The 23676-nt window shown below is 38.0% G+C and carries 16 protein-coding genes; 7 read left to right on the top strand and 9 right to left on the bottom strand.

The genetic code is table 11. The annotated features are described in order from the left end of the window. Window positions 1-100 precede the first annotated feature (100 nt). The 7 genes from fdnG to SB028_RS19375 all read left to right on the top strand — a co-directional run bounded on the left by fdnG (window position 101) and on the right by SB028_RS19375 (window position 10905). Entirely contained in the window at window positions 101-3148 is a 3048-nt protein-coding gene (fdnG, locus tag SB028_RS19405; protein ID WP_128860464.1) for a formate dehydrogenase-N subunit alpha, read from the top strand. A gap of 11 nt (window positions 3149-3159) precedes the next feature. Continuing rightward, window positions 3160-4098, top strand: coding sequence for a formate dehydrogenase subunit beta (gene fdxH / locus SB028_RS19400; protein WP_069367372.1), 939 nt, complete (start codon window positions 3160-3162; stop codon window positions 4096-4098). Beyond that, window positions 4095-4751: a formate dehydrogenase cytochrome b556 subunit gene (gene fdoI / locus SB028_RS19395; protein ID WP_069367373.1), complete on the top strand. Its 657-nt coding sequence runs from the start codon at window positions 4095-4097 to the stop codon at window positions 4749-4751. The genes fdxH and fdoI overlap by 4 nt, the downstream gene beginning before the upstream one ends. A gap of 207 nt (window positions 4752-4958) precedes the next feature. Next, window positions 4959-5879: a formate dehydrogenase accessory protein FdhE gene (gene fdhE / locus SB028_RS19390; protein ID WP_069367374.1), complete on the top strand. Its 921-nt coding sequence runs from the start codon at window positions 4959-4961 to the stop codon at window positions 5877-5879. Between the two features lie 15 nt (window positions 5880-5894). After that, window positions 5895-7286: an L-seryl-tRNA(Sec) selenium transferase gene (gene selA / locus SB028_RS19385; RefSeq protein ID WP_069367375.1), complete on the top strand. Its 1392-nt coding sequence runs from the start codon at window positions 5895-5897 to the stop codon at window positions 7284-7286. After that, window positions 7283-9145, top strand: a complete 1863-nt coding sequence (selB, locus tag SB028_RS19380; protein WP_069367376.1) for a selenocysteine-specific translation elongation factor — start codon at window positions 7283-7285, stop codon at window positions 9143-9145. The genes selA and selB overlap by 4 nt, the downstream gene beginning before the upstream one ends. 110 nt (window positions 9146-9255) lie before the next feature. Next, window positions 9256-10905: an LTA synthase family protein gene (locus SB028_RS19375; RefSeq protein ID WP_069367377.1), complete on the top strand. Its 1650-nt coding sequence runs from the start codon at window positions 9256-9258 to the stop codon at window positions 10903-10905. Between the two features lie 123 nt (window positions 10906-11028). On the opposite strand, the gene SB028_RS19370 is transcribed toward SB028_RS19375, so the two are convergent. The 9 genes from SB028_RS19370 to bcsB form a co-directional block, all read right to left on the bottom strand. Further along, window positions 11029-11457 carry a TOBE domain-containing protein gene (locus tag SB028_RS19370; protein ID WP_069367378.1) on the bottom strand — a complete coding sequence of 143 codons (429 nt, stop codon included), beginning with the start codon at window positions 11455-11457 and terminating at the stop codon, window positions 11029-11031. 21 nt (window positions 11458-11478) lie between these two features. Beyond that, window positions 11479-12231, bottom strand: a complete 753-nt coding sequence (locus tag SB028_RS19365; RefSeq protein ID WP_069730276.1) for a hypothetical protein — start codon at window positions 12229-12231, stop codon at window positions 11479-11481. Window positions 12232-12258: 27 nt separating this feature from the next. After that, window positions 12259-13797, bottom strand: a complete 1539-nt coding sequence (gene dgt, locus SB028_RS19360; RefSeq protein ID WP_069367380.1) for a dGTP triphosphohydrolase — start codon at window positions 13795-13797, stop codon at window positions 12259-12261. A 151-nt stretch (window positions 13798-13948) separates the two neighbouring features. Then, window positions 13949-14977, bottom strand: a complete 1029-nt coding sequence (locus SB028_RS19355; protein ID WP_069367381.1) for a glycosyl hydrolase family 8 — start codon at window positions 14975-14977, stop codon at window positions 13949-13951. 72 nt (window positions 14978-15049) lie between these two features. Further along, window positions 15050-16009 carry a UTP--glucose-1-phosphate uridylyltransferase GalU gene (galU, locus tag SB028_RS19350; RefSeq protein ID WP_069367382.1) on the bottom strand — a complete coding sequence of 320 codons (960 nt, stop codon included), beginning with the start codon at window positions 16007-16009 and terminating at the stop codon, window positions 15050-15052. 171 nt (window positions 16010-16180) lie between these two features. Further along, window positions 16181-17083, bottom strand: coding sequence for a sensor domain-containing diguanylate cyclase (locus SB028_RS19345; protein WP_069367383.1), 903 nt, complete (start codon window positions 17081-17083; stop codon window positions 16181-16183). 39 nt (window positions 17084-17122) lie between these two features. Then, complete coding sequence (gene bcsD, locus SB028_RS19340; RefSeq protein WP_069367384.1) at window positions 17123-17593, bottom strand: cellulose biosynthesis protein BcsD; 471 nt, start codon at window positions 17591-17593, stop codon at window positions 17123-17125. Window positions 17594-17608: 15 nt separating this feature from the next. Continuing rightward, window positions 17609-21310, bottom strand: a complete 3702-nt coding sequence (locus SB028_RS19335; RefSeq protein WP_069367385.1) for a cellulose biosynthesis protein BcsC — start codon at window positions 21308-21310, stop codon at window positions 17609-17611. Between the two features lie 12 nt (window positions 21311-21322). Next, window positions 21323-23674, bottom strand: coding sequence for a cellulose biosynthesis cyclic di-GMP-binding regulatory protein BcsB (gene bcsB, locus SB028_RS19330; protein ID WP_069367386.1), 2352 nt, complete (start codon window positions 23672-23674; stop codon window positions 21323-21325). Window positions 23675-23676: the final 2 nt, after the last annotated feature.

Genomic DNA, 23676 nt, shown 5'->3' with positions numbered 1-23676 from the left:
CTGATCCTATTAAGGATAATAGGAATAAAAAAACAATCAGCTCCATTTTCGTGAAGAAAATCAGAGTCAGTAAAAGCAATGTATGATGAGGAGAGACCCCATGCAGGTCAGCAGAAGACAGTTCTTTAAGATCTGTGCTGGCGGTATGGCAGGTACTACAGCGGCGGCGCTCGGTTTTGCACCAGCAGTTGCGCTAGCTGGCTCACGTCAGTATAAATTACTGAGAGCCCGTGAAACCCGCAATACCTGTACGTACTGTTCTGTCGGTTGTGGACTATTAATGTATAGTCTGGGCGATGGCGCGAAAAACGCAAAAGAAACAATATTCCATATTGAAGGTGACTCAGACCATCCAGTAAACCGCGGTGCATTATGCCCTAAAGGTGCTGGTCTTGTGGATTTCATTCACAGTGAAGGTCGCTTAAAACACCCAGAATACCGTGCACCCGGCTCGGATAAATGGGTTAAACTCACATGGGAAGAAACGTTTGATCGTATTGCGCGCTTAATCAAAAAAGACCGCGATGCCAACTTCCAGAAATTCAATAAAGAAGGTGTAGAAGTCAACCGTTGGTTAACAACAGGTATGCTTTGCGCCTCTGCAGCAAGCAATGAAACTGGGTTTTTAACTCAGAAATTCTCAAGAGCTCTTGGGATGCTGGCTGTCGATAACCAAGCGCGTGTCTGACACGGACCAACGGTAGCAAGTCTTGCTCCAACATTTGGTCGCGGTGCGATGACCAACCACTGGGTTGATATGAAGAATGCCAATCTTATCGTCGTTATGGGCGGTAATGCGGCAGAAGCACACCCTGTGGGATTCCGCTGGGCAATGGAAGCTAAAATCCATAATAACGCCAAGCTAATTGTTATTGATCCTCGCTTCACCCGTACTGCGGCTGTTGCGGATTTCTATACGCCTATCCGTTCTGGTACTGATATTGCGTTCTTATCGGGCGTTATCTTATATCTGCTCGAAAATAAGAAATATCAAAAAGAATACGTTGAGGCTTATACCAATGCTAGCTTGATTGTCCGTGAAGACTATCATTTTGATGATGGTTTATTCAGCGGATATGATGCAGAAAAACGTAAATACGATAAAACCACTTGGAACTACGAGATGGATGAAAATGGTTTCGCAAAACGCGACACCACATTACAACATCCTCGTTGTGTCTGGAATCTGTTAAAACAACACGTTAGCCGTTATACGCCTGATGTGGTTACTCAGATTTGTGGTACACCAAAAGACGATTTCCTAAAAGTCTGTGAATATATTGCTGAAACAGCAGCGAAAGATAAAACAGCATCTTTCCTGTATGCATTAGGCTGGACTCAACATACCGTTGGTGCCCAAAACATTCGTACCATGGCAATGATCCAATTACTGTTAGGTAATATGGGTATGGCTGGTGGCGGTGTTAACGCACTACGTGGTCACTCCAATATTCAAGGCTTAACTGACCTCGGTCTATTATCTCAAAGCTTACCAGGTTACCTAACTTTGCCTTCTGAAAAGCAAACATCGTTAGAAACCTATTTAGCAGCGAATACGCCAAAAGCGACAGTACCGGGACAAGTTAACTACTGGGGCAATTATCCTAAATTCTTCGTCAGTATGATGAAGACATTTTATGGTGATAATGCTCAACGTGATAATGATTGGGGCTTCTCACTGTTACCTAAGTGGGACAAACCTTACGACGTTCTACAATATTTCGACATGATGGATAAAGGTGAAGTCAACGGCTATATCTGCCAAGGCTTTAACCCAGTGGCATCATTCCCGAATAAGAATAAAGTTGTTCGTTCATTATCAAAACTGAAATTCCTTATCACTATGGATCCGCTAAACACTGAAACTTCATGTTTCTGGCAGAACCACGGTGAAGAGAACGACGTTAAAACAGAAGATATCCAGACAGAAGTCTTCCGTCTGCCAACAACCTGTTTCGCAGAAGAAGACGGCTCTATCGTTAACTCTGGTCGCTGGTTACAGTGGCACTGGAAAGGCGGTGATGCCCCAGGTGTTGCTATCCCTGATGCTGAGATTTTATCTGGTATTTTCCATCGTTTACGCCAACTCTATAAAGAAGAAGGCGGCGCGATGCCAGAGCAGGTGTTGAATATGACTTGGGATTACTTTGATCCTGATAATCCAACATCCGCAGAAGTGGCACAAGAAAGCAATGGTAAAGCGTTAGTCGATTTAAAAGACGCTGATGGCAATATCATTCTGAAAAAAGGTCAACTGCTTAGCTCGTTTGCTCAGTTACGTGATGATGGTACAACAGCAAGTGGCTGTTGGATCTTCGCAGGTAGCTGGACAGAGAAAGGCAACCAAATGGCTAACCGTGATAACTCCGATCCATCAGGATTAGGTAATACATTAGGTTGGGCATGGGCATGGCCTCTTAACCGTCGCATTATTTATAACCGCGCATCGGCAGACCCACAAGGTCAACCATGGGATCCTAAACGTAAGCTAATCGAATGGGATGGTAGCAAATGGACAGGTATTGATGTACCTGACTATAGCAATGCTGCACCAGGTTCTGATGTTGGTCCATTTATTATGCAGCCAGAAGGTATGGGACGTCTGTTTGCTATCGACAAGATGGCAGAAGGTCCATTCCCTGAACACTATGAGCCAATTGAAACACCATTGGGTACTAACCCGCTGCATCCAAATGTTGTTTCAAATCCAGCAGCGCGTATTTTTAAAGATGACTGGAATGATATGGGTAAAGCAGAAGATTTCCCATATGTCGGTACAACTTATCGTCTGACAGAACATTTCCACTTCTGGACTAAACACGCGCGCTTAAATGCGATTATTCAACCACAACAATTTATTGAAATTGGTGAGCGTTTAGCCGCAGAAAAAGGCATTGTTCAAGGTGATACCGTTAAAGTCAGCTCCAAACGTGGTTATATCAAAGCGAAAGCGGTAGTCACTAAACGTATCAGGACTCTTGATGTTGATGGTCGCAAAGTGGATACCATTGGTATTCCGATCCACTGGGGCTTTGAAGGTGTTGCAGTGAAAGGCTTTATTGCAAATACGCTAACGCCATTTGTGGGTGATGCGAATACACAAACGCCTGAGTTTAAAGCGTTCCTTGTTAATGTGGAAAAGGTGTAAGGAGATAAATTATGTCACTGCAATCCCAAGACATTATTCGTCGCTCTGCTACCAATTCCCTCACTCCCGCGCCTCAGGTGCGGGATTACAAGGAAGAAGTGGCAAAACTTATCGACGTAACAACCTGTATCGGCTGTAAAGCCTGTCAGGTTGCTTGTTCTGAATGGAATGATATTCGCGATAAAATTGGCACTAACGTAGGCGTTTACGATAACCCAACTGACCTAACAGCAAAATCATGGACAGTGATGCGTTTCTCTGAAGTTGAAGAGAACGGCAAACTGGAATGGTTAATTCGTAAAGATGGTTGTATGCACTGTGCTGATCCTGGCTGTTTAAAAGCCTGCCCAGCAGAAGGTGCTATCATTCAATACGCTAACGGTATTGTTGATTTCCAATCAGAACACTGTATTGGTTGTGGTTATTGTATCGCAGGTTGTCCTTTCAATGTGCCTCGCATTAATGAAGAAGATAACCGCGCTTACAAATGTACGTTATGTGTTGACCGTGTAGAAGTTGGTCAAGAACCTGCCTGTGTGAAAACTTGCCCAACAGGCGCGATTCATTTTGGTTCGAAAGAAGCCATGATCAATCTTGCTAGTGAGCGTGTTTCTGAACTGCAAACGCGTGGTTACGACAATGCAGGTCTTTACGATCCACAAGGTGTGGGGGGTACACACGTAATGTATGTTCTCCATCATGCTGACAAACCCAATCTGTACCACGGTTTACCAGAAAACCCAGAAATTAGCTCTACCGTTAAATTCTGGAAAGGTATTTGGAAACCCTTGGCTGCTGTTGGTTTTGCCGCAACCTTCGCAGGTGCTATTTTCCACTATTTAGGTGTCGGTCCAAACCGTACCACTGAAGAAGATGAAGAAGAAGCACTCAAAGAGATGGAAGCATCTTCTAAAACACAGACCTCTGTGAAGAAGGAGGAGCAGAAATGATGAAGAAGAAAGGTGATAAAATTCTTCGCCATACCGCATCAGAGCGTATAAACCACTGGGTTGTTGTGATTGTCTTTCTGTTCACAGCAATCAGCGGATTGGGTTTCTTCTTCCCATCTCTGAACTGGTTCATGAATATTTTAGGAACACCAGAATTGTCGCGTCTGTTACACCCATTTGTGGGTAGTGCTATGGCAATTCTCTTTATCTTTATGTTCTTCAGATACTTGAAGTATAACTTTATCGATAAAGATGACTTAGTCTGGGCTAAAAATATTCATAAAGTGCTACAAAATGAAGAAGCTGGCGATATCGGTCACTACAATTTAGGTCAGAAAGGCATTTACTGGATGTTAAGTATCAGTCTAATCTTACTGACCGTCAGTGGCATTATCATTTGGCGTCCTTATTTCGCCGAGTATTTCTCGATCCCAGTGATTAGAATTGCCTTATTAGTTCACTCATTATCAGCAATTTTACTGATAATCACCGTATTTGTTCACGCTTATGCGGCATTCTGGGTGAAAGGGTCAATTCGTAGCATGATTGAAGGCTGGGTAACGCGTGGCTGGGCTAAAAAGCACCACCCTCGTTGGTATCGTGAAATTCTCGAAGAAGAGAAAAAAGAAGCCGAAAAGCAGTCAGAGAAATAATACTCTAAAGTCTATTTCTGAACAAACGGAGGCTTGATCAGCCTCCGTTTTTTATTCACTTTACGCCCGTTTTTAAGACGTAAAAAACAATAAAATCACGCTATTATTACCCACTGTCATGGCTTCATGTTTGCTTTTGATTTATTCTGAAACCAAACCCTGTGGGTATTCACTATAAAATTTATGATAATAGGAAGATAGAACGTTATGAGTATTCGCATCGTTCCTAAAGAGCAATTAGGTAAAGAACCATCAGAAAAAGGGATTAGTTTTATTCCTCCCGTATTATTCCCGAATCTGAAAAACCTTTATCAACGTCGTGCAGAACGTTTTCAAGCACTAGCAAAAGATAATCCTTTTGCAGACTACCTTGAATTTGCGGCAGAAATTGTCAAGGCTCAAGAAAAAGCACTTCATGACAATCCACTCATCATCGATCTTGCTCCACTTATGACACAGCAAATCGGTGCCGCGCCTTTAGATAGAAAAACATTCAAACGCAGTAAACATTGGCATGCTTTATTAGCTTCAATTATTGCTGAATTACGTCCCGTTGTGCCTGAAAGTGCCACTATCACTTTAGAAAATCTTTCTAAAGCTTCTGAAACTGAATTAGAAGAGATGGCAACAGCATTACTTAATGATGAATATTCAAAAGTCTCAGCAGATAAATCTGTCTTTATTTGGGCAGCATTGTCTCTTTATTGGGCACAATTAGCGGCAAATATTCCAGGTAAAGCCAAGACAGAATACGGTGAAAATCGTCAATTTTGCCCAGTTTGTAACAGTATGCCTGTGGCAAGCATGGTACAAATCGGCACAACACAAGGTTTACGTTATTTACACTGTAATTTATGTGAAACACAGTGGCATGTTGTACGCATTAAATGCACCAACTGTGAATTAACGGGTAAATTAAATTACTGGTCTTTAGACAGCGAAAATGCCCCAGTAAAAGCAGAAAGCTGTGGTGATTGTGGAAGCTATCTGAAAATTTTATATCAAGAAAAAGATGCCAATGTGGATGCTGTCGCTGACGATTTAGCCTCTATTGTTCTTGATGCAAAAATGGAAGAAGAAGGCTTTGCTCGTAGTAGCATTAATCCATTCCTGTTCCCGAACGAATGATAATTAGGTATTAGAATGACAAATGATATGCGCTCACTTTATAGTCAACTACCGTCTATTGATAAATTACTGCACCAAGCAGACATCCAAGCCTTAGTGGCTTCTTATGGTCAGACATTTATTGCAGAGCATTTACGAAAGTTACAAGAAGAAGCGCGTATCATTATTCGCCAAAAAAACACGTTACCCCAATGGCATAATCATTGGGTAGATGAATTAAAAAATCGTATTACATTACAACGAAAATCCTCAATTAGACCTGTTTTCAATTTAACAGGCACTGTTTTACACACTAATTTAGGGCGTGCATTAATGGCAGAATCCGCCATTGAAGCGGTTAGCCAAGTTATGCGATCACCTGCAACCTTAGAGTATTCTCTTGATGGGGCTTCAAGAGGACACCGCGATCGCGCGATCGCAGATTTGTTATGTGACTTAACGGGGGCAGAAGATGCTTGTATCGTTAATAACAATGCCGCGGCTGTTTTATTGATGCTCGCAACGGTTGCACCTCATAAAGAGGTCGTTGTTTCTCGTGGTGAATTAGTAGAGATTGGTGGCGCTTTTCGTATCCCTGATGTGATGACACAAGCAGGTTGTACACTCAAAGAGGTGGGAACAACAAACCGTACTCACCTTAAAGATTATCGTAACGCCATTAATGAAAATACCGGTTTGCTAATGAAAGTTCATACGAGCAATTATTGTATTCAAGGTTTTACAGCAGAAGTCCATGGCGACGAACTTGCCGCGCTTGGCAAAGAGATGAATTTACCCACCGCTATCGATTTGGGCAGTGGCTCAATGACTCATTTAGCCGCCTTAGGTTTACCTTCCGAGCCAATGCCTCAAGATTATCTGCAACAAGGTATCGACCTTGTTACCTTCTCGGGCGATAAATTATTAGGTGGCCCACAAGCTGGGATAATCTTAGGTAAAAAAGTGTGGATTGAGGCTATTCAACGCCATCCTTTAAAGCGTGCATTACGTGTTGATAAAATGACATTAGCGGCTTTAGGCGCCACATTACGCCTTTACCAACAACCTGAAAAAATGGCGGTTGAGATCCCGACATTACGTTTGTTAACGCGGACACAAACAGAAATTAATGATATGGCGCAACGGTTATTGCCTCATTTTCAGGCATATTATGGGGATAACTACCATATCACGGTATCCTCATGTGCTTCTCAAATAGGCAGTGGTTCATTACCTATTGAAAGTTTGCCAAGTGCGGCACTGACCTTTGAAGCCAAAGATGGAAAAGGTAGCCAGTTAGATGCGCTAGCTGCGCATTGGCGTAATTTAGAAAAGCCAATTATTGGTCGAATTACTGATGGTCGCCTGTGGCTTGATCTGCGCTGTCTTGAGGATGAAAATGCATTAATACAGGCACTTTTACTATGATTTTTGCGACAGCAGGTCACGTAGACCACGGAAAAACCACTCTTATACAGGCCATTACTGGGGTAGATACGACCCATTTACCTGAAGAGAAAAAGCGCGGCATGACCATCGATTTAGGTTATGCCTATTGGCGTCAAGATGATGGAACCTCAATAGGTTTTGTGGATGTTCCTGGCCATGAGAAATTCCTTTCAAATATGCTCGCAGGTGTTGGTGGGATCTCTCATGCACTATTAATTGTGGCTTGTGACGATGGCGTTATGGCACAAACCATCGAACATATTTCTATTTTACGTCTTGCTGGCTGTCCTCAAGTTACCGTTATTCTCACCAAAGCCGATCGCGTTACACCTGAGCGAATAGAAGAAGTTCGTTCACAAACAATCGATGTATTAGCCAATTTAGGCTGGCAACAACCTGATATTTTTGTCACTTCAGCCCCTTCTGGTGAAGGTATTCCAGCGCTTCGTAACTACCTTGTTGAGTTGCATCAGCAAGAGCAACAGCATCCTCAATGGCATAAGCGTTTTCGTTTAGCAATAGACCGTGTTTTTAGCATTAAAGGGGCTGGTTTAGTTGTCACAGGAACCGCACTTGCAGGACAAATCTCTGTTGGTGATACCTTTTGGCTAACTGGCGCAGATAAACCCGTAAGAATAAGAGCCTTACATGCACAAAATCAGCCCGTAGAGAGTGCAGGTGCAGGCCATCGCATTGCAATTAACATCACAGGTGATGTCAGTAAAGAAAATGTCTCTCGTGGTGACTGGCTTCTTTCTCAAGCGCCTAACTATCAATCTCATAAAATATTAGTCAGTTTAATTGCGGATGAACCTTTAAAGCATTGGCAGCCTGTACATATTCACCACGGTACACGTCATATTACGGGTCGTGTTGCTCTTTTAAATGATGTGAATGAAACACCGCAGTTAGCCGAGCTTATTCTTGATGAACCTCTTTGGCTGGTGGATAACGACAGACTTATCTTGCGTGATATTAGTGCTCAACGCACGTTAGCCGCAGCAAAAGTCTTATATTTGCACTCACCACGTAGAGGCAAACGACAAGCCGAATTTTTAACTTGGTTACACCAACTTGATAATGCAGACAGTGTCAGCGCCCATTTAGCGTTATGTTTACCAAAAGGTGAACTCTCTCTAAGTCAGTTTTCTTGGGCACAACAATTAACTGAAACTGCACTGGCTCAGTTATTAGAAACCTTTGACCTAGTTAACGTCGCTGGCGTTATTCTTTCTAAAGATAATGCTGATAAAGCAAAACAAAAATTACTCGATACACTTGAGGAATATCACCAACAACATAATGATCAAATGGGGGTAGGTCGCTCTCGCTTAAAACGGATGGCACTCCCTACTTATCATGATGAATTGGTCTATCACTTAATTGATCAATTACGTAAAGAAGGGGCTATTAGCCAAAGTCGTGGTTGGCTTCATCTTCCAACCCATGGTCTTGCTTTTTCTCCAGAACAAGATGCGCTATGGCAAAAAGCTAAAGTCTATTTTGAGCAAGCAGAACCTTGGTGGGTACGTGATCTCGCCAATGAAATGAAAAATGATGAGAAAGTGATCCGCTCATTATTACGTAAAGCGGCACAATTAGGTTTAATTATTCCGATTATTGCCGACCGCTACTATACACACCAATCAATAGAAAAATTTGCGTCTATCATTTTGAAATATAATGAAAATAATGGCAGTGTTACCGCCGCAGATTTCCGTGATGAGTTATCTGTTGGGCGTAAATTAGCAGTACAAATTTTAGAGTATTTTGACCGTACTGGTTTTACTCGTCGCAAAAAAGATCTTCATATTTTACGAGATAAGGGATTATTCTAAATACAGATGTTAACTTAGGCTAAATAAAGTTATTTAGCCTATTTAAGGTTATCGCCTACAATATTTGTAAAATATCCCCTTTATACTTTATCGCTATACTCGGAAGAGATATGAAAAAAATGTTAGGAAGTGCTTATCTTGCACTTATTCTTATTGCCTCACTCTTTATTGTTTTTGAGAAAATAACGTTTATTTATACTGCATTTATTTCAGTCGGTGCTTATTTTATTCTTTTTTCTCTTTGCTTTATTTTATCAGCTCGTGTCTTATTTTCGGCTATAACCACTGGCACACTCTTCCTGATAACGAAGTTTATTAATCAACTCAAAGTCCATTATTACAAAGAAACATTAATGTTCTCTGACTTTGATTTAGCTTTTGATAGCTCGAATTTAGGGACATTAGGCCATTATTGGGAAGCCGGTGTTGCATTGATTGCGATGCTAATATGGCTTCTTATCAATATGTCTATTGCTTGGCGTTTCTCCAAAAAATCGTGCCCAACCTTGCGGATAAGTAGCTTACTGTTAATGGTTATTGGATTTACCATCCTCCATTTCACCGTAGAAAAATGGCAAGCTGAATGGGAAGGAACACTTCCAGGAGGACGAGGTACTGTCACTAATTTAATCATGTCTGGCTACCAAACGGCTTATCACCCTCCTTATTTCAATGAAAATGCAGATTATTTCCTTGAACAAGCGAACAAAACCGAACTGCCCGAAACACAGACAGACATAAAACCTGACATCATCGTTTTATTACAAGAATCGACAGTTGATCCTCATATTTATCAATTTGATAAAAATGTTGCACTGCCTGATTTATTTATGTTCCAAAAAGATGAAGGTGTCAGTGCACAAAGCCCTTTGCGTGTACAAACCTTTGGTGGTGGTACTTGGCTTTCTGAGTTTTCTGTATTAACAGGGTTAAATACGGATGATTTTGGTGCACGTAAAAACTCCGTATTCTATTTTGTTGTCGATAATCTTAATGAGAGTTTATTCCGCCAACTAAAAGCAGAAGGTTATTACACTGTTTTACTTACTCCATTTAATCGTAGTGCTTACCATGCAGGTTACGCTTATGAAAAAATGGGAATTGATGAAATTATTCAGCCTCAAGAGCTTGGCTACCCGGGAACACTCGAGGAAAATCTCTGGAAAATATCAACAGTAGATATGCTGGGTTATGTTGAAGAGGTACTAAAAAAGCGTACTGACAAGCCATTATTTATATTCTCATTAACGATGTATGAGCATGGCCCTTACGATGAATCACACAGAGATATGTACCAAATTACAGGTCATACAGAAAGCAGTAATGCGCCAGGTAAATTTAGTCACTATATGGAAAAAATCGTCACCAGTGATCCCGCAATTAAAGATTTCTCTCATTTTATTGCACAAAGAGAAAAGCCGACAATGTTCCTCTATTTTGGTGATCATCAACCCAATATTGAGCTAAAAAACTATCAATCACCGTTTAATAACCCTGCGTATATTACTCAGTTCACTTTAAGAGATAACCTATCGCAAGGTGCGCCAATAACAACAGGTGAATTAACTGATATTAGTTTCTTAGGGGGATTGATCTTAGAGCGCGCTCGTTTGCCGTTGTCTCCTTTTTACAAAGCAAACATTCAAATGCGCCACTTATGTAACGGGAAATTAAATGACTGTGAAGACGAGAAATTAGTTAACAGTTATAAAAATTATATCTATGACAAACTGAAAGTCGCAGGTAATACAGATAATTAAATTTTATTACTTGAATAAACGATGATCGGGATGATAAATACCCAATGATAGGTCAGGTCACCGTCATATAAAAAAGAGACTAAATATTTAGTCTCTTTTTTATTTCAAGAAATAAACGTACCATTATTTACGTGTTGCAACAATCACACTTGATGCTTTTATTAGTGCTAAAACATTACTGCCTTTTGCTAATTTCATTTCTTGTAAGCTTTCATTTGTAATAACAGCAGTAAGTTCTAAACCTTTAGCAGTTTCTAAATGAACCGTAGAGTTCACTGCACCTTGTGCGATTTGAGTCACTTTTCCTGCAAATTGGTTACGTGCAGAGAAATTTAAATCGCAATCAGGCAGTGCTAATACAACCCATGGTGCTTTAATAATGGCAATTGCTTCACCCTCTTTTTTGATCTTTAAACTATCACAACTCTCTTTAGTAATAATTGTGACAAGTTTTTCACCATGTGCTAAAGATAAAATGACTTCACTATTAACGGCACCTTCAATAATATCAACAACTTTACCCACTAATTGATTACGTGCTGAAATTTTCATTTATCCACCTCTATTCGTTTTTCAACGTTGATTATGTTCAACGATAAAATTGACTTTATCATAGAGAGCTATAAGCTGACGCATTTGAAGATCATGTTTTTTATTTTTATATAGATAAAAATCTTTAATTTCAGATAAATGATAATCTATAAATGATTTATATAAATAATCGAGGATCTCATGAGATAAATGATTGGCATTATTATAAAAAATATTTTTTATAATTCTGGAAAAAGAACCAATAGAATTAGGATTATCAGATAAATTTATATCTAAATATCTATTATTTAAATTACAGTAATAATACCTACTGCAAATCACATCTTGTTTTTTAAAATCAAATAATATTGCATCCCAATTAAAAAAAGTTGTTTTTAATATATTATCAATACTGTTATTAACATTTTCAACCTTATCATTTGAAAATGCCCAAGTATCTTCAAAATGCCAAAAATCAATATCTAACATATTGGTTTCTATACGAAATCCACCAAATTTATTTTTAGTTAGTCTCTCGCTACTTAAGAATTCTAAAAGACGGGTAAAATCGTTTCTATCACCATTAAACACGAGATCAATATCTGAAGGCGTATTGTGTAATTCGATATCACGCACAACACCACCGAAAGCATAAATATTTGATGAATCAAATAAATTTACTTTATTCATAATCAAAGAAAGCGCGGTGTTATTTAACGATTCTTCATAAAAGAAACGAAAAACTTTACCACTTAAGCGCTCTCTATTTGTTGTGAATTGGCGCGATATACTCATTTTATTATCTTATCAATTTTATGATATTTAATGAATTAGTATATAACTAAAGCCGTTTTTTTCAAATTGCTCATCATAAAGTGGTTTAAGCTCATTATGTAATGAAATTAAATAGCTATCCGTCACCCCAGATATAGTGTCGGCAAGCAATTGAAATTCTTGATATAATATAGTTAACTTTTCTTTATTCTCTTTGTTTTCAAATACACGTCGATAATTTTCAGATATTCGTTTATATGCATAATCACCAAAAAATGTCTTAGAATATTGAGGGTTATCTTTATTACCATTACCATGAATGCCAATCCATAGCATATCCATTAAATTATTTATATAATGGGAGCCTTCAACTTCTAGTTTAAGAACTTCTTTATTTCTGTATCCAAATATTTTATCAAACTCTTTTAATGCCTTACATAATAAGTAGGAATCACTTTTTGAAATAATATCTTTGCTTTTGAATACTCCATTTTTAATATCATTATGATTTTTTATAAAAGCAGATGATACAGAATTAATCATAATTCTAATCGCTTCAACCCTAAACATTTGCATGCTAATATCATCAATTTCGTAAGGTGTTAAATTTTCATCACAATTTACAAATTCAATATATTTCTTTCTGGATTTTTTTATTAAACTATTTAATAGTGTAATTTCACAAGAGTATTTAGATATGTCTTCAATATTGTTTTTATAATTCTCAAGAAATGAAAATAAGTCATTAATTGAAGCTAACCCTTTTTTTATTGTATCTTCAGCATCTAAAACTGAATATGCAATATCATCGCAAGCTTCCATTATATATGTTAAAGGGTGTCTAACATTCTCTTTTAATCCTGTTTCATGCCATACTTCGTCAACAATATCAGCTTCTGAATAAAAGAAGCCATGCTTATCCCAATGTTTTTCATTTTCACCTCGATAATATGAAGAACGAGGATATTTAATTAATGATGCTAGGGTTGCATAAGTAAGATTTAAACCAAAACTGTCATTTATTATTTGTAATTGAGTGACTAAACGAAAGGTTTGAGCATTACCATCAAACTTTGTAAAATCCATTATATATTTATCAACTTCAGTTAAATCTTTTTTTCCTTCTTCATTATTAGGTTCTTTTAAAAACTTGTTTTTTATTTCTTCATATTTGTTTTCAAACCATAATGACATAGCTCTTTCACCTCTATGACCAAAAGGTGGATTACCTAAATCATGAGCTAATCCAATAGCGGCAAGTAAGGCAGGTAAGTTACGCTTTAAATTATCACCACACCCTGTTTTATAATCATCAAAAATATCTATTTCATTATTATAGGCTAGTTTAGTTCCAATACTTCTTGCTAAATTAGAAACCTCATAAGAATGCGTTAAACGAGTTCTAACACTGTCATTTTTTTCTAATGGAAATACTTGTGTTTTATCTGCTAATCGCCTTGTTGGTGCACAAAAAAGAATTCGATCGTAATCTCTTTCTAATTCATAGCGTGTTTCATCACTATTATTTATTTTATGTTTATATTTATCTTTTCTTCTATTATCACTAAGTAAATTTACCCATTCCATATTTATTTATCCTAAATCATATTGAATGAGTTTAAGTTAAGTTATAAAAAAATAAACACAATATGAATTGTGTTTATTTAATTAGATAAAATACATTTTGTGAGATAACTCGAAAATATTATTAACAAAATAAAATAATAATAATTAGTTATTATTTATTATTTTGAGCAAATGCTGCTAATAAATGTAAAGCCGAAGAGTAATAATCTGTATCTTTACTTAAATCAACATCTTCAATAGGTATTTTCATCGTTAAATCTCTCACTGCCATCATACCAGGAGTAAGGTTATATTCAGCGCGCTCTTGAGCATCAATACTTACCCAAGCAGGGGTTTTATAACGATCAAATTGCTGCCAATACTGCACAAAAGGTTGTAATGCTAATTCATCATGTGCCCAAGCTAAATAAAGCGGAATACGTATTGCATCAAAGCTAAATCGAGCGGGCCATTTTTCACTCGGCTCAATCTTTCCATCTGGAAACAAACTTACCCAGTCTGAAGGTAATTGATATTCACCAAATCGCATATTTCTAAGTAAAGACTGGCTATCATTAATTAACGCTTTCCAACGAACATCTTTACTTGTGCGGTAAAAATCTTTCCAGGCAGGAAAAATAAAATAGGATGGATTAATAATAATTTCTTCTGGCGTTTTAAAACCATTAATACCAGGTAAAAGCACAGTATAATTTTTAGCCTTAACTAACATATGTTCCAAAATAGCATGTTGAATAGAATCAGAAGCTGAAAGGTAGCTTTCATCATTCCATTTCTCACCCGCTTTTAATAATGCCCACGCAATTAAGATATCACCATCTGTTGCATTATTAGGATCTGGGGTGTGTTCACTATTTTCTGGTTCATAACGCCATTTAAATAAACCTAAATCACCACGATAAAGAGAAGCGGCGGTCCAATGCCATAACTTTTTAAATGTTTCATGATCATCACTCATCACCGCCATTAACATGCCATAACCTTGACCTTCAGAGTGCGAAATATTTTTGTTAGCGCTGTCTATAACTCGCCCATCATCCTTAATATAGCGCTCTTTAAACTGTTGCCATCCTACTTGAGTATCTGCTGCCTGTATTGGGGGAGAAACCATAAACAACAAACCTAAAATAAAAAAGGCAGAAAATAGATAATTACAACGAGATAAGTGTCTAAAAGACATTGCCTTCTCTCCTGCTATTGCCGACCGTCATCTTATTTCGGTCGGCATATTGCATATTATTTCAATATAAACTCAAAAGATAGCGGCTATCTTTTGTGCTTCACTTACTTTATTTTCTTCTATGACTTCTGTTTTGGGTAACAATGTTTTTTCACAAAAGTCCTGCATCCAAGCAGTAAATTCCTCTTTTAACGCCAAATTATGTATGCCATATTCAACAAAGGCTTTCATATACCCTAACTTATTACCGCAGTCATGTGATTTCCCCACTAAGGTATATGCTTCAGCAACTTCTTTTTTCAATAATAAATCAATCGCATCTGTTAATTGAATTTCACCACCGACACCCGCAGGTAAACCATCTAATAATTCCCAGATAGCTTCAGAAAAAACATAACGGCCAACAACAGAGAGATTAGAAGGTGCATCTTCAGGATTGGGTTTTTCCACGATACGACGAATAGGCGCCCAATTGCCTTGAGGACAGAAAATTCCCTCACAATCTACAACACCATATTGGTGTACTTGGCTCATTGGTACTGGTTCAACCATGATTTGGCTACGTTCTGTTTTTTTAAAACGTTTTATCATTGCCGATAAATTATCATGTTGAGGATCGCAATAATGTGAATTTAATAAAACATCAGGTAATAAAACAATAAATGGATTATTACCAATAACGGGGCGTGCACAGCAAATTGCATGACCTAAACCTAAAGCATGGCCTTGGCGAATTTGGATAATTTTGACATTATCAGGACATATTGAACGCACTTCTTCTAATAATTTATTTTTAATACGCTGTTCCAGCATATTTTCTAATTCAAAGCTGGTATCAAAGTGATCCGCAATTGAATTTTTAGAAGAGTGAGTCACTAAAATAATTTCCTCAACGCCTGCCTGAGCACACTCTTCAACAATATATTGAATTAAAGGGCGATCAACGATAGGTAGCATTTCTTTAGGAATTGATTTCGTTGCAGGTAACATACGAGTACCTAATCCAGCAACAGGGATAACCGCTTTCATCATAATAAAATCCTCTAATAGATATTTATCTAAAACTAATATTTAATATTATTTTAAACTTACACTTATATTTCATCAGGAATACGTAATATATTTAAAAAACAGTTATCTCCCTCTCCATTAAAAAGAGATAACATTATTTTTATATATTTTTATTTGAAAATAACTTTCTATTTAAAAACCAGAATAAAACCCATATTTATTACCACCCATTTCTTTTATGGAGTAAAGTGTTTTATCCGCAGATTTTAATAATTCAGATAATGTTTCTCCATCTTTAGGATATTCAGCAATACCTAAACTAATTGAAGGAGTTAACATAAAATCTGAGTTAATATTGATGGGCTTTTCCATTAATTCCCAAAGTGATTCTATTATTTCTAACAAAATCACAGAACAAGAACGTAATCCTTTAGGGAAAAGCACAGCAAACTCATCACCACCAAGCCGCCCACAATAGACTTGATTTTTTTCTAATTGTGATAAACGTTTTGATATTTCACACAATACTTTATCACCTACATGATGTCCGAATTGATCATTGATAGATTTGAATTTATCGCAATCTATAATACCAATACAAAATGAAGAAGGTTGTGAAATATTTAATCGTTCATTTTCAATTTTTTCAACAATACTTAATCGATTAGATATTCCAGTTAATGAATCAATATAGCTTTTATTAAATAATTCATTTCTTAACTCTACCTTATCAGTAATATCCAAGCTAATAAACACATAATGAGAAATTAGATTATTTTCATCAAACACAGGGATAATACTCATATCTTCCCATATATCTTTTTGTGTATTGCTAATTCTTTTGGCTTCTAATCGATATACTCCATTATTATCATTTACACAACAATTGATTTGATTATCATCAATTAAATGAAATAAGCTGTAATTTTTACCTTTTATATTTTCAAAACTAATATTATTGAATTCACAATATTTTTTATTTGCATAAATAATGATGCCATTAATATCGGTTACTAACATCATGAAAACATTATTAGTAAATTGCTTTATTAATAAGCTCTTAGAATTATCATCATTAAATATCATTTCATTCATTTTTGACCTCCTATGCTAATCAATAAAGCATATATATTATTATTCAGCTGATGAGTTATGCGCATAGCGGAAAATAAAGACATCTTTTGCATCAGTAGATTGACGATGCACTTGCATTGTGGCATTACCACCTTGATTCGTTAACCAACCTTCATATAACCCTTCTAAAACCCCCACACTCGCGATACGCCACTGAACATCATCTTGGCTGTGCGTAAAATGAGGCCATGCACAATGAACCAGTAAAAGTTCGCTCATTGCAGGAGATATTGTGACAAATCCCCATTTAAATAGCGTTAATACGCGATTTATATGTAATTCAATTGATTGAATATTCTCGCTTTCAGGTAAAGGGTAACGTAAGGCAATATCTTTACCTATATTCCTTAATTTATTTCCCGCAGTAGAAATATCATTGTCATTTAAAATTTGAAAAAATAATAATTGAGTTAAATCTTGCCAGCCACTTTCAAAAGGTAATTGTAAAATATCACTGTCATGCTTATTCATTATTTATCTCCTTAATTATTTAGACAGGAAGTCTGGGGTATATTTTAAGTGTAACCACATATTATCTTCAGCATAATCACCCGATGTATCATGAGATAAGCTGACACCTAACTCGGTTTCTTTGTTTAAATAATATTTCGCGTCTAAACCTAATCTGTAAGTGAAATTTGTTTCGTCTTCTTCTTCATACTGAGATTTAATACGAGGATCACTCGCATTCTTTTTATTTAATGCGTTTTGCATATAACTATGCGTTGGAAAATAATCGCTACCTTTTTGCTTGTAACTTTGTATCCCTATTGCACCATTTAATGACACTTCGCCTTTTTCAAAGCGGCGGGTATAAGCAACAGGCAATGAAACAGACACATAATCTTGTGGGCTAAAGTAACCACCGTGTCCTAATGAGAAGTAATTTTGGTTATTTCTAAAGTTCATATAATCAACATGTACACCTGCTTTTACCTCTTGTTGATCATCTTGATAGAACTTAGCATAAGAGCCAATCCATGCTTTCACTTCATCATTACTCGCAACACTTTTACCTTGGTAGTTATAGTAACCACCACCAGCATAAGCCCCCATTTTCCCATCATCCCAGGCATATTGAACTTTAGCGCCATTACGTGTTACACGCCCCCAACTTTCACCTGTCATGGGATCAGTACGCCCCATATAAGAAAGTAGACTATCTTTTATGGCTCTGCGCTCTGCTGTCAGTGTTAATTGCCCATTTTGGCTAATTTGAGGTGAATATGTGAGGCCACCGACAACCGTTGCCGTATCTTTACCTAATGGCGTTGATCCCACATCAAAGCTGACATCCTTGTCTGATAAACGTAGTCCTAATTCAACACCAGATGCGCGTTGGCTACCCGCTTCATCGGCATTAATTTTATTTTTCTCATCATGGTTATCGCTATTTTTCGCAAAGCGTTCGGCATGTTGAAGCTGACCAGTACCAAAGCGGTTAGCTCTTTCTCCTGAAACCGAACCACTTGTCATCGAAACAGGATTAACACTAAATTCCCAACGGAGTTCTTCACCCGGCACACTTGAAATACTGATTGGTGCTGAAATTTCAGTGACATTGGATAATCCCTTATCACCATTACGATGACGTATCGCTATACCACCTTGAACCCAAGGTGAGACTTTCTCTTCTAGTTCACGAATAGAACGTTGAACCGATGCCATCTCTTTACGTTCATAAATAGAACCCGCAATAGTAGGGTTATCACTTTCCCCTAAGGCACTTAATTGACCCGCTGAGGTTTTTAATGTGCTATCACTGTTTTGCCACTGCGCACTGCGCAGTAACGTTAATGCTTTACGATTATCACCATTTAGTTGCGCAATCTGCGCGGCTTGTAATAAATAAGCAGGTTGTGAAGATGAAGGTATTTGCTGCAATAACTGCTGTGCTTTTCTTCCCTCTTTTTGAGCTAATGCCACTTCGATTTGAGCTTGGATTAATTTGCTATCTTTTCCTTGCTCTTTTTCTAAATAAGAAAGAATTTTGTTTGATTGTTCAGGCATTGATTGCGCTAAATAAACACGACTTAATGCCATTAATAACTCAGGATCATTCGGTGATGTTTTTAAAGCAACGACTAACGTATCGTAAGCCGCTTTTATTTCACCTTTTTCACGTAAGTTATCTGCTTGCGCAACGTGAGTGGCAACTTCTAAACGTTTTTTTTCAATAACCGATGTTTCTTGTTGTAAAGCGGGATCATTAATTAAGCTAGATGCCTGTGTATAACGACCTAATTCATTGAGAACATTGATATGACCAGCATAGTTACCAACTGAACCTTTCGTGCCTTTTGCAATATCACTTTCAACTAATTGTAACGCTTCATCATTTAATCCACTGTTAACCAATTTTTCTGCTAATTCACCCACATCATTTGGATAATCAGCAACTTGATTAATTAATGGACGTAAAATATTGCGCATTGCAACAAGGTTTCCTGACTGACGGTAATGGTCAGCTTGCGCAAGTTGGCGATGAAAACGAGCACGCTGTAATAACGCTTTTTCAGCTTCGGTTTGTGGATTATGACGACTGAGTAAGTTAAAAACGTTATCCCACTCTTTTTGCTCAACATAAAACAGAGATGCCACATAATCAGAATCTTTTGTTCTACGGTTTTGTAGCTGTGAAATGATGTTTTTCGCACCAGCGCTGTCGCCATCAGCGACCATTAGGCGAGCTAAATCAAGGTAAACCCAGTTATTTTGCGGGTTTTTACGCTGAGCTTGTAAAAGCCATTGTTTTGCTTGAACACGATCACCATTTTCTAACGCTTTTTGCGCTTCACGACGTAATTTCTCAGAAGGATCTGTATTCGCAGTCAGTTTTTGACGCAAAGAGGCAGATTGTTGAGCCAGTAATTGTTCCGCTTTTGTATTCTGTCCTTCCTGAACTAATAAGTAATAATAAGCAGAAATCACTTTTTCATTACGGCTATTTTGCTGATAAAGCCCTGACAGCAATTGGTGAGCAGCAGGTAAATTACCTTGCTTACGTAATAAATCAGCCTGTAATAAGTTAGCAGATACCCCTTTTTCGCCTGAAGCCCCTGTTAAGGGGGCTAATTGATCGAGAGCCTGTTGAATATTGCCTTGTTTAGCACGTTGTTGTGCGTTGCGTAATTGTGCATAAAACCCCGCATCTTCCGCTTGTTGCTTCCATTTACTACCTTGTTCGCCACCTGATTGCGCAGCTTGGTTTAATAAACGCTGACCTGTCGTTAGATCACCTGAACGTAATGCAATATAACCTAACCCCGCTAAGGCTTGCGCATCACTGTTATCTGCCGCTAACGCTTGTTTGAAATAACCTTCGGCCTCTTTCAATTTACATTTATTTAATGCGGTATAACCCGCTTGGCGTGCATTTCCTTGGATCGCACCTTGGAAATGTTCTGCAACCGCTTTATCGTTTGGGTTTGCTTGCAAATAGGTTTTATATAACACGTCATCATCAGGGCGAGCATTCAACCATAGCAGTGCTTGACGCAGGCCTTTTTGGGCTGATTCATCACCCGAGATATTGCCTAAAATAGTTATTCCTTCGCGGCGAGTCTCTTCGTTATACGTGAGCGTTAATCCTAATGCTTTTTGTGTTTCTTTATTATCAGGCATTAATGCAGCACGTTGCTTTAATCCCGTAATAGCTTGAGGCAACATAGCGGGCACACCAGCCATGGTTTGATAATATTCTAACGCCAGTGTTTCAGGTGGCTCACTGCTAACAAATAAACGTTGATATGCTTTTATTGCTTCTTCATGTTGCCCCTTTTTCGCTAACTCTCTGGCATATCCTAATTGTTGTTCACTAAATTGTGATGATCGGATGTTTTTTAATCCTTCAATTCGTGGATCTTGCGGTGCAATTTGCGCAAGTTTTTCTCGCCAATACGTTGCTTGCTTTTCATTACCTTGTTGTGCAGTAAAAAATGCCATTAAATACAGCGCATCCTGATTATTGCTTTCCATAATCAGTACTTTTTGCAGTGCTTCTACTGCACGTTCATCATGCGCTCTACCGTGCCAATAATTAGCTTGCTCAATAAGAGAACTGACAATATTTGGGTCGGTTGCTGTTATATTTGCCTCAACAGCGGTTGCTTGTACTTGGCTTGAAACCCCTAGAATGCAACCTGCATAGATGACTTTAACGATGAGATTAAGTGCGTGATTTTTCATCTTATCTCCCTCTTATTTATCTGAACGATGCTGTGATATCTGATGTAAACGACGACTTGAACGACGTTGTAACCAGTAATAAGTCACCAAGCCCGTCAGCGCACAAAAACCAACAGCTAAAAGACCCAGCAAATATACGTGCCGAGAGCTATACCAAAGGAATTGTTGTAAGAAAGGTAAGTCGCCTTGCGAAAAGTGTTCGCCTAAATGGAAACTTTTTACGGTGTCTTTACCACTAATAAGAGTAATATCGCCTTTAATTGCCGCATTTATTTGGGCTAAATTTAAATCATTGATAATCGTTTTTATCGAGTCATTACCTCTAGCTGTCACCAATACAACAACTCTATCGCTTGCCCAAGGTGAGATAAAACTCATCATGCCACGCCAATCTTTCACTGAAGATAAGTAACTTGCAGCATCACTACTTTGAGATAAATAATCACCCGCAATCCAACCTTTTGCTTTATCAATCAATGATTGTGGTTTGATTTCGATATTTTTATTTAAAAATGAGAATGTTTGTTGTGAAAAACGAGCAGGCAGAAATCCCTCACTACTTAATGAACCAATCGCTAAAATGTCGTGTTGTGAGAGGTTATTTTTCTCAAGTTCTTTAGCCCCTAAGAAAACCGAAGCATGAGAAACCGGTGTACCTGTGGCATAACCCGATCTCGCCATTAAGTTCACTAAGGTATAAAGCTCTTCTATTGTTGGATTTTCAGGTAATAGTAGTGTGGTTTGTGAAAAATCCGCACGGCGACTAAATGGGAATGATGCCCCTGAAAAATAAGCCAAGTTCGGCATTCTTGAGTAGTGCCACGTATTTTTAAATTGCAGCGTTGATTGCGGATCAATTCGACTAATCAAATCACTGCCATCCGTTAAAATACACGGTGAATCATCAGGTTCACGTAAATCAAAATAAAACTGTAATTGATTCTGACTATAAATTTGGCGGGGATTTAAATAGAGTGTACTGTTTTGCTCTTCACTCTCCATCCCTAGCCATTGTCTTAGCATACCTAAAGGTTCTGAACGTGCTGGATATAACGCACCTAAGAATTGGTTATTCAAAGAGACAATTAATGAAGAACGGCGACTATTTAGTTTATCCGAATGAGGAAAAACATATTTCAAGTCTAAAGGCAACGCATCACCATCCCACCAAAAGAGATCGGGTGAGACACGAAATGAAAACTGATTCGGTGCATGGTTAATACCTTGGCGAGAGAAGTCATCACTGCCATTGGCTATTTCATTTAATGTTACCGGTTTATTGGTATTTAACCAACGAGGCGCATCGTAATCCTTACTTATTGCAATTGTTTGAGATGGCACCACTAAGTGATCGTTTTGAGGTAATTTGTCGTTATTTAACGCCCATACAGCTTGGCGAAGAGATTTTTCATTATCACCGCTGATCAGCAATAATTTAAAAACAGGATCGACTGGATTATCAACAAGAGTTAATTGTCCGCTATTTCCTGAAGGCAGTTTAATACCCGCAATAGTTTGCCCTGAATAGCCGACCAAAATGCCATCACTTTCAGGTAACTGATTCATTAAAACGGGTAAATCAACTTGTTTAATATCATGACTAAAACTGCCAAACCATGATGCTGCAATAGCTGCGGTTGTTACTTCTGCATGGTCAGGTTTATCTGACAATATGATAGGTAACGAGGTCGCTGTCATTCTGTCAGGATCAAAGAACGGTAGGGGCAATCGTTCCAGACTATACCCGCCATTAATCCAGCGACCTCGATAATCTAATGATGAATCTGGTGAAATAACTAGACTTAACTCTTCAGCCAATGGCGGCATACACTGATTTTCATCCAATGCATCACGACTGGCTAAGCGAAAACTGAGGTTATTCACGTTCGTCAACATCATTTCAGGAATTTCTAAAACATATTCATGCTCTTGCCCACCTTCTTCTAAAGGTAGAAATCCCAGAGGTTGACCATTTAGCATTAAGTGAAGTGTCTGATCAGATTGAATTAATCCTTGGGAAGCTTTCACTTTCATCGTTAATGTGGCGTTATCAATAAATAAATCGTTCGCCATATTAAAAGTGACACCAGAAAGTAATTTTCTTCCTGATAACACGATAGGTGATGGACTGCCCATCTGTGCCAATGTTAATTGCTCTTCAATATTACGCGCGTCAGACAATACACCACCTTCACGTTGGATCGGGTTATTCGCATTTTGTTGCATTGGCGAATATGTATAAGAAGTCGGGTCAGGTAAAAACGCCCCTTCTAGCGCTAACATTCCGGTCTCTGCTTGAGAAAGATTAATACTAGCGATCGCTATCGCCGTCAGGCTTAGCATTAATGTCAATTTCTTTTTCATGC

The sequence above is a fragment of the Proteus vulgaris genome, from assembly GCF_033708015.1.
Lineage (GTDB): Bacteria > Pseudomonadota > Gammaproteobacteria > Enterobacterales > Enterobacteriaceae > Proteus.
The sequence above is the reverse complement of the archived record's forward strand: the minus strand, read 5'-3'. Positions and strand labels throughout refer to the sequence as shown.

Coding starts and splice junctions, on each gene's coding strand:
- bcsB (WP_069367386.1), bottom strand. CDS start 23,674: ATGAAAAAGAAATTGACATTAATGCTAAGCCTGACGGCGATAGCGATC.
- selB (WP_069367376.1), top strand. CDS start 7,283: ATGATTTTTGCGACAGCAGGTCACGTAGACCACGGAAAAACCACTCTT.
- fdxH (WP_069367372.1), top strand. CDS start 3,160: ATGTCACTGCAATCCCAAGACATTATTCGTCGCTCTGCTACCAATTCC.
- SB028_RS19355 (WP_069367381.1), bottom strand. CDS start 14,977: ATGTCTTTTAGACACTTATCTCGTTGTAATTATCTATTTTCTGCCTTT.
- fdoI (WP_069367373.1), top strand. CDS start 4,095: ATGATGAAGAAGAAAGGTGATAAAATTCTTCGCCATACCGCATCAGAG.
- SB028_RS19375 (WP_069367377.1), top strand. CDS start 9,256: ATGAAAAAAATGTTAGGAAGTGCTTATCTTGCACTTATTCTTATTGCC.
- dgt (WP_069367380.1), bottom strand. CDS start 13,797: ATGGAATGGGTAAATTTACTTAGTGATAATAGAAGAAAAGATAAATAT.
- SB028_RS19370 (WP_069367378.1), bottom strand. CDS start 11,457: ATGAAAATTTCAGCACGTAATCAATTAGTGGGTAAAGTTGTTGATATT.
- SB028_RS19345 (WP_069367383.1), bottom strand. CDS start 17,083: ATGAATGAAATGATATTTAATGATGATAATTCTAAGAGCTTATTAATA.
- selA (WP_069367375.1), top strand. CDS start 5,895: ATGACAAATGATATGCGCTCACTTTATAGTCAACTACCGTCTATTGAT.
- bcsD (WP_069367384.1), bottom strand. CDS start 17,593: ATGAATAAGCATGACAGTGATATTTTACAATTACCTTTTGAAAGTGGC.
- fdhE (WP_069367374.1), top strand. CDS start 4,959: ATGAGTATTCGCATCGTTCCTAAAGAGCAATTAGGTAAAGAACCATCA.
- SB028_RS19335 (WP_069367385.1), bottom strand. CDS start 21,310: ATGAAAAATCACGCACTTAATCTCATCGTTAAAGTCATCTATGCAGGT.
- SB028_RS19365 (WP_069730276.1), bottom strand. CDS start 12,231: ATGAGTATATCGCGCCAATTCACAACAAATAGAGAGCGCTTAAGTGGT.
- galU (WP_069367382.1), bottom strand. CDS start 16,009: ATGATGAAAGCGGTTATCCCTGTTGCTGGATTAGGTACTCGTATGTTA.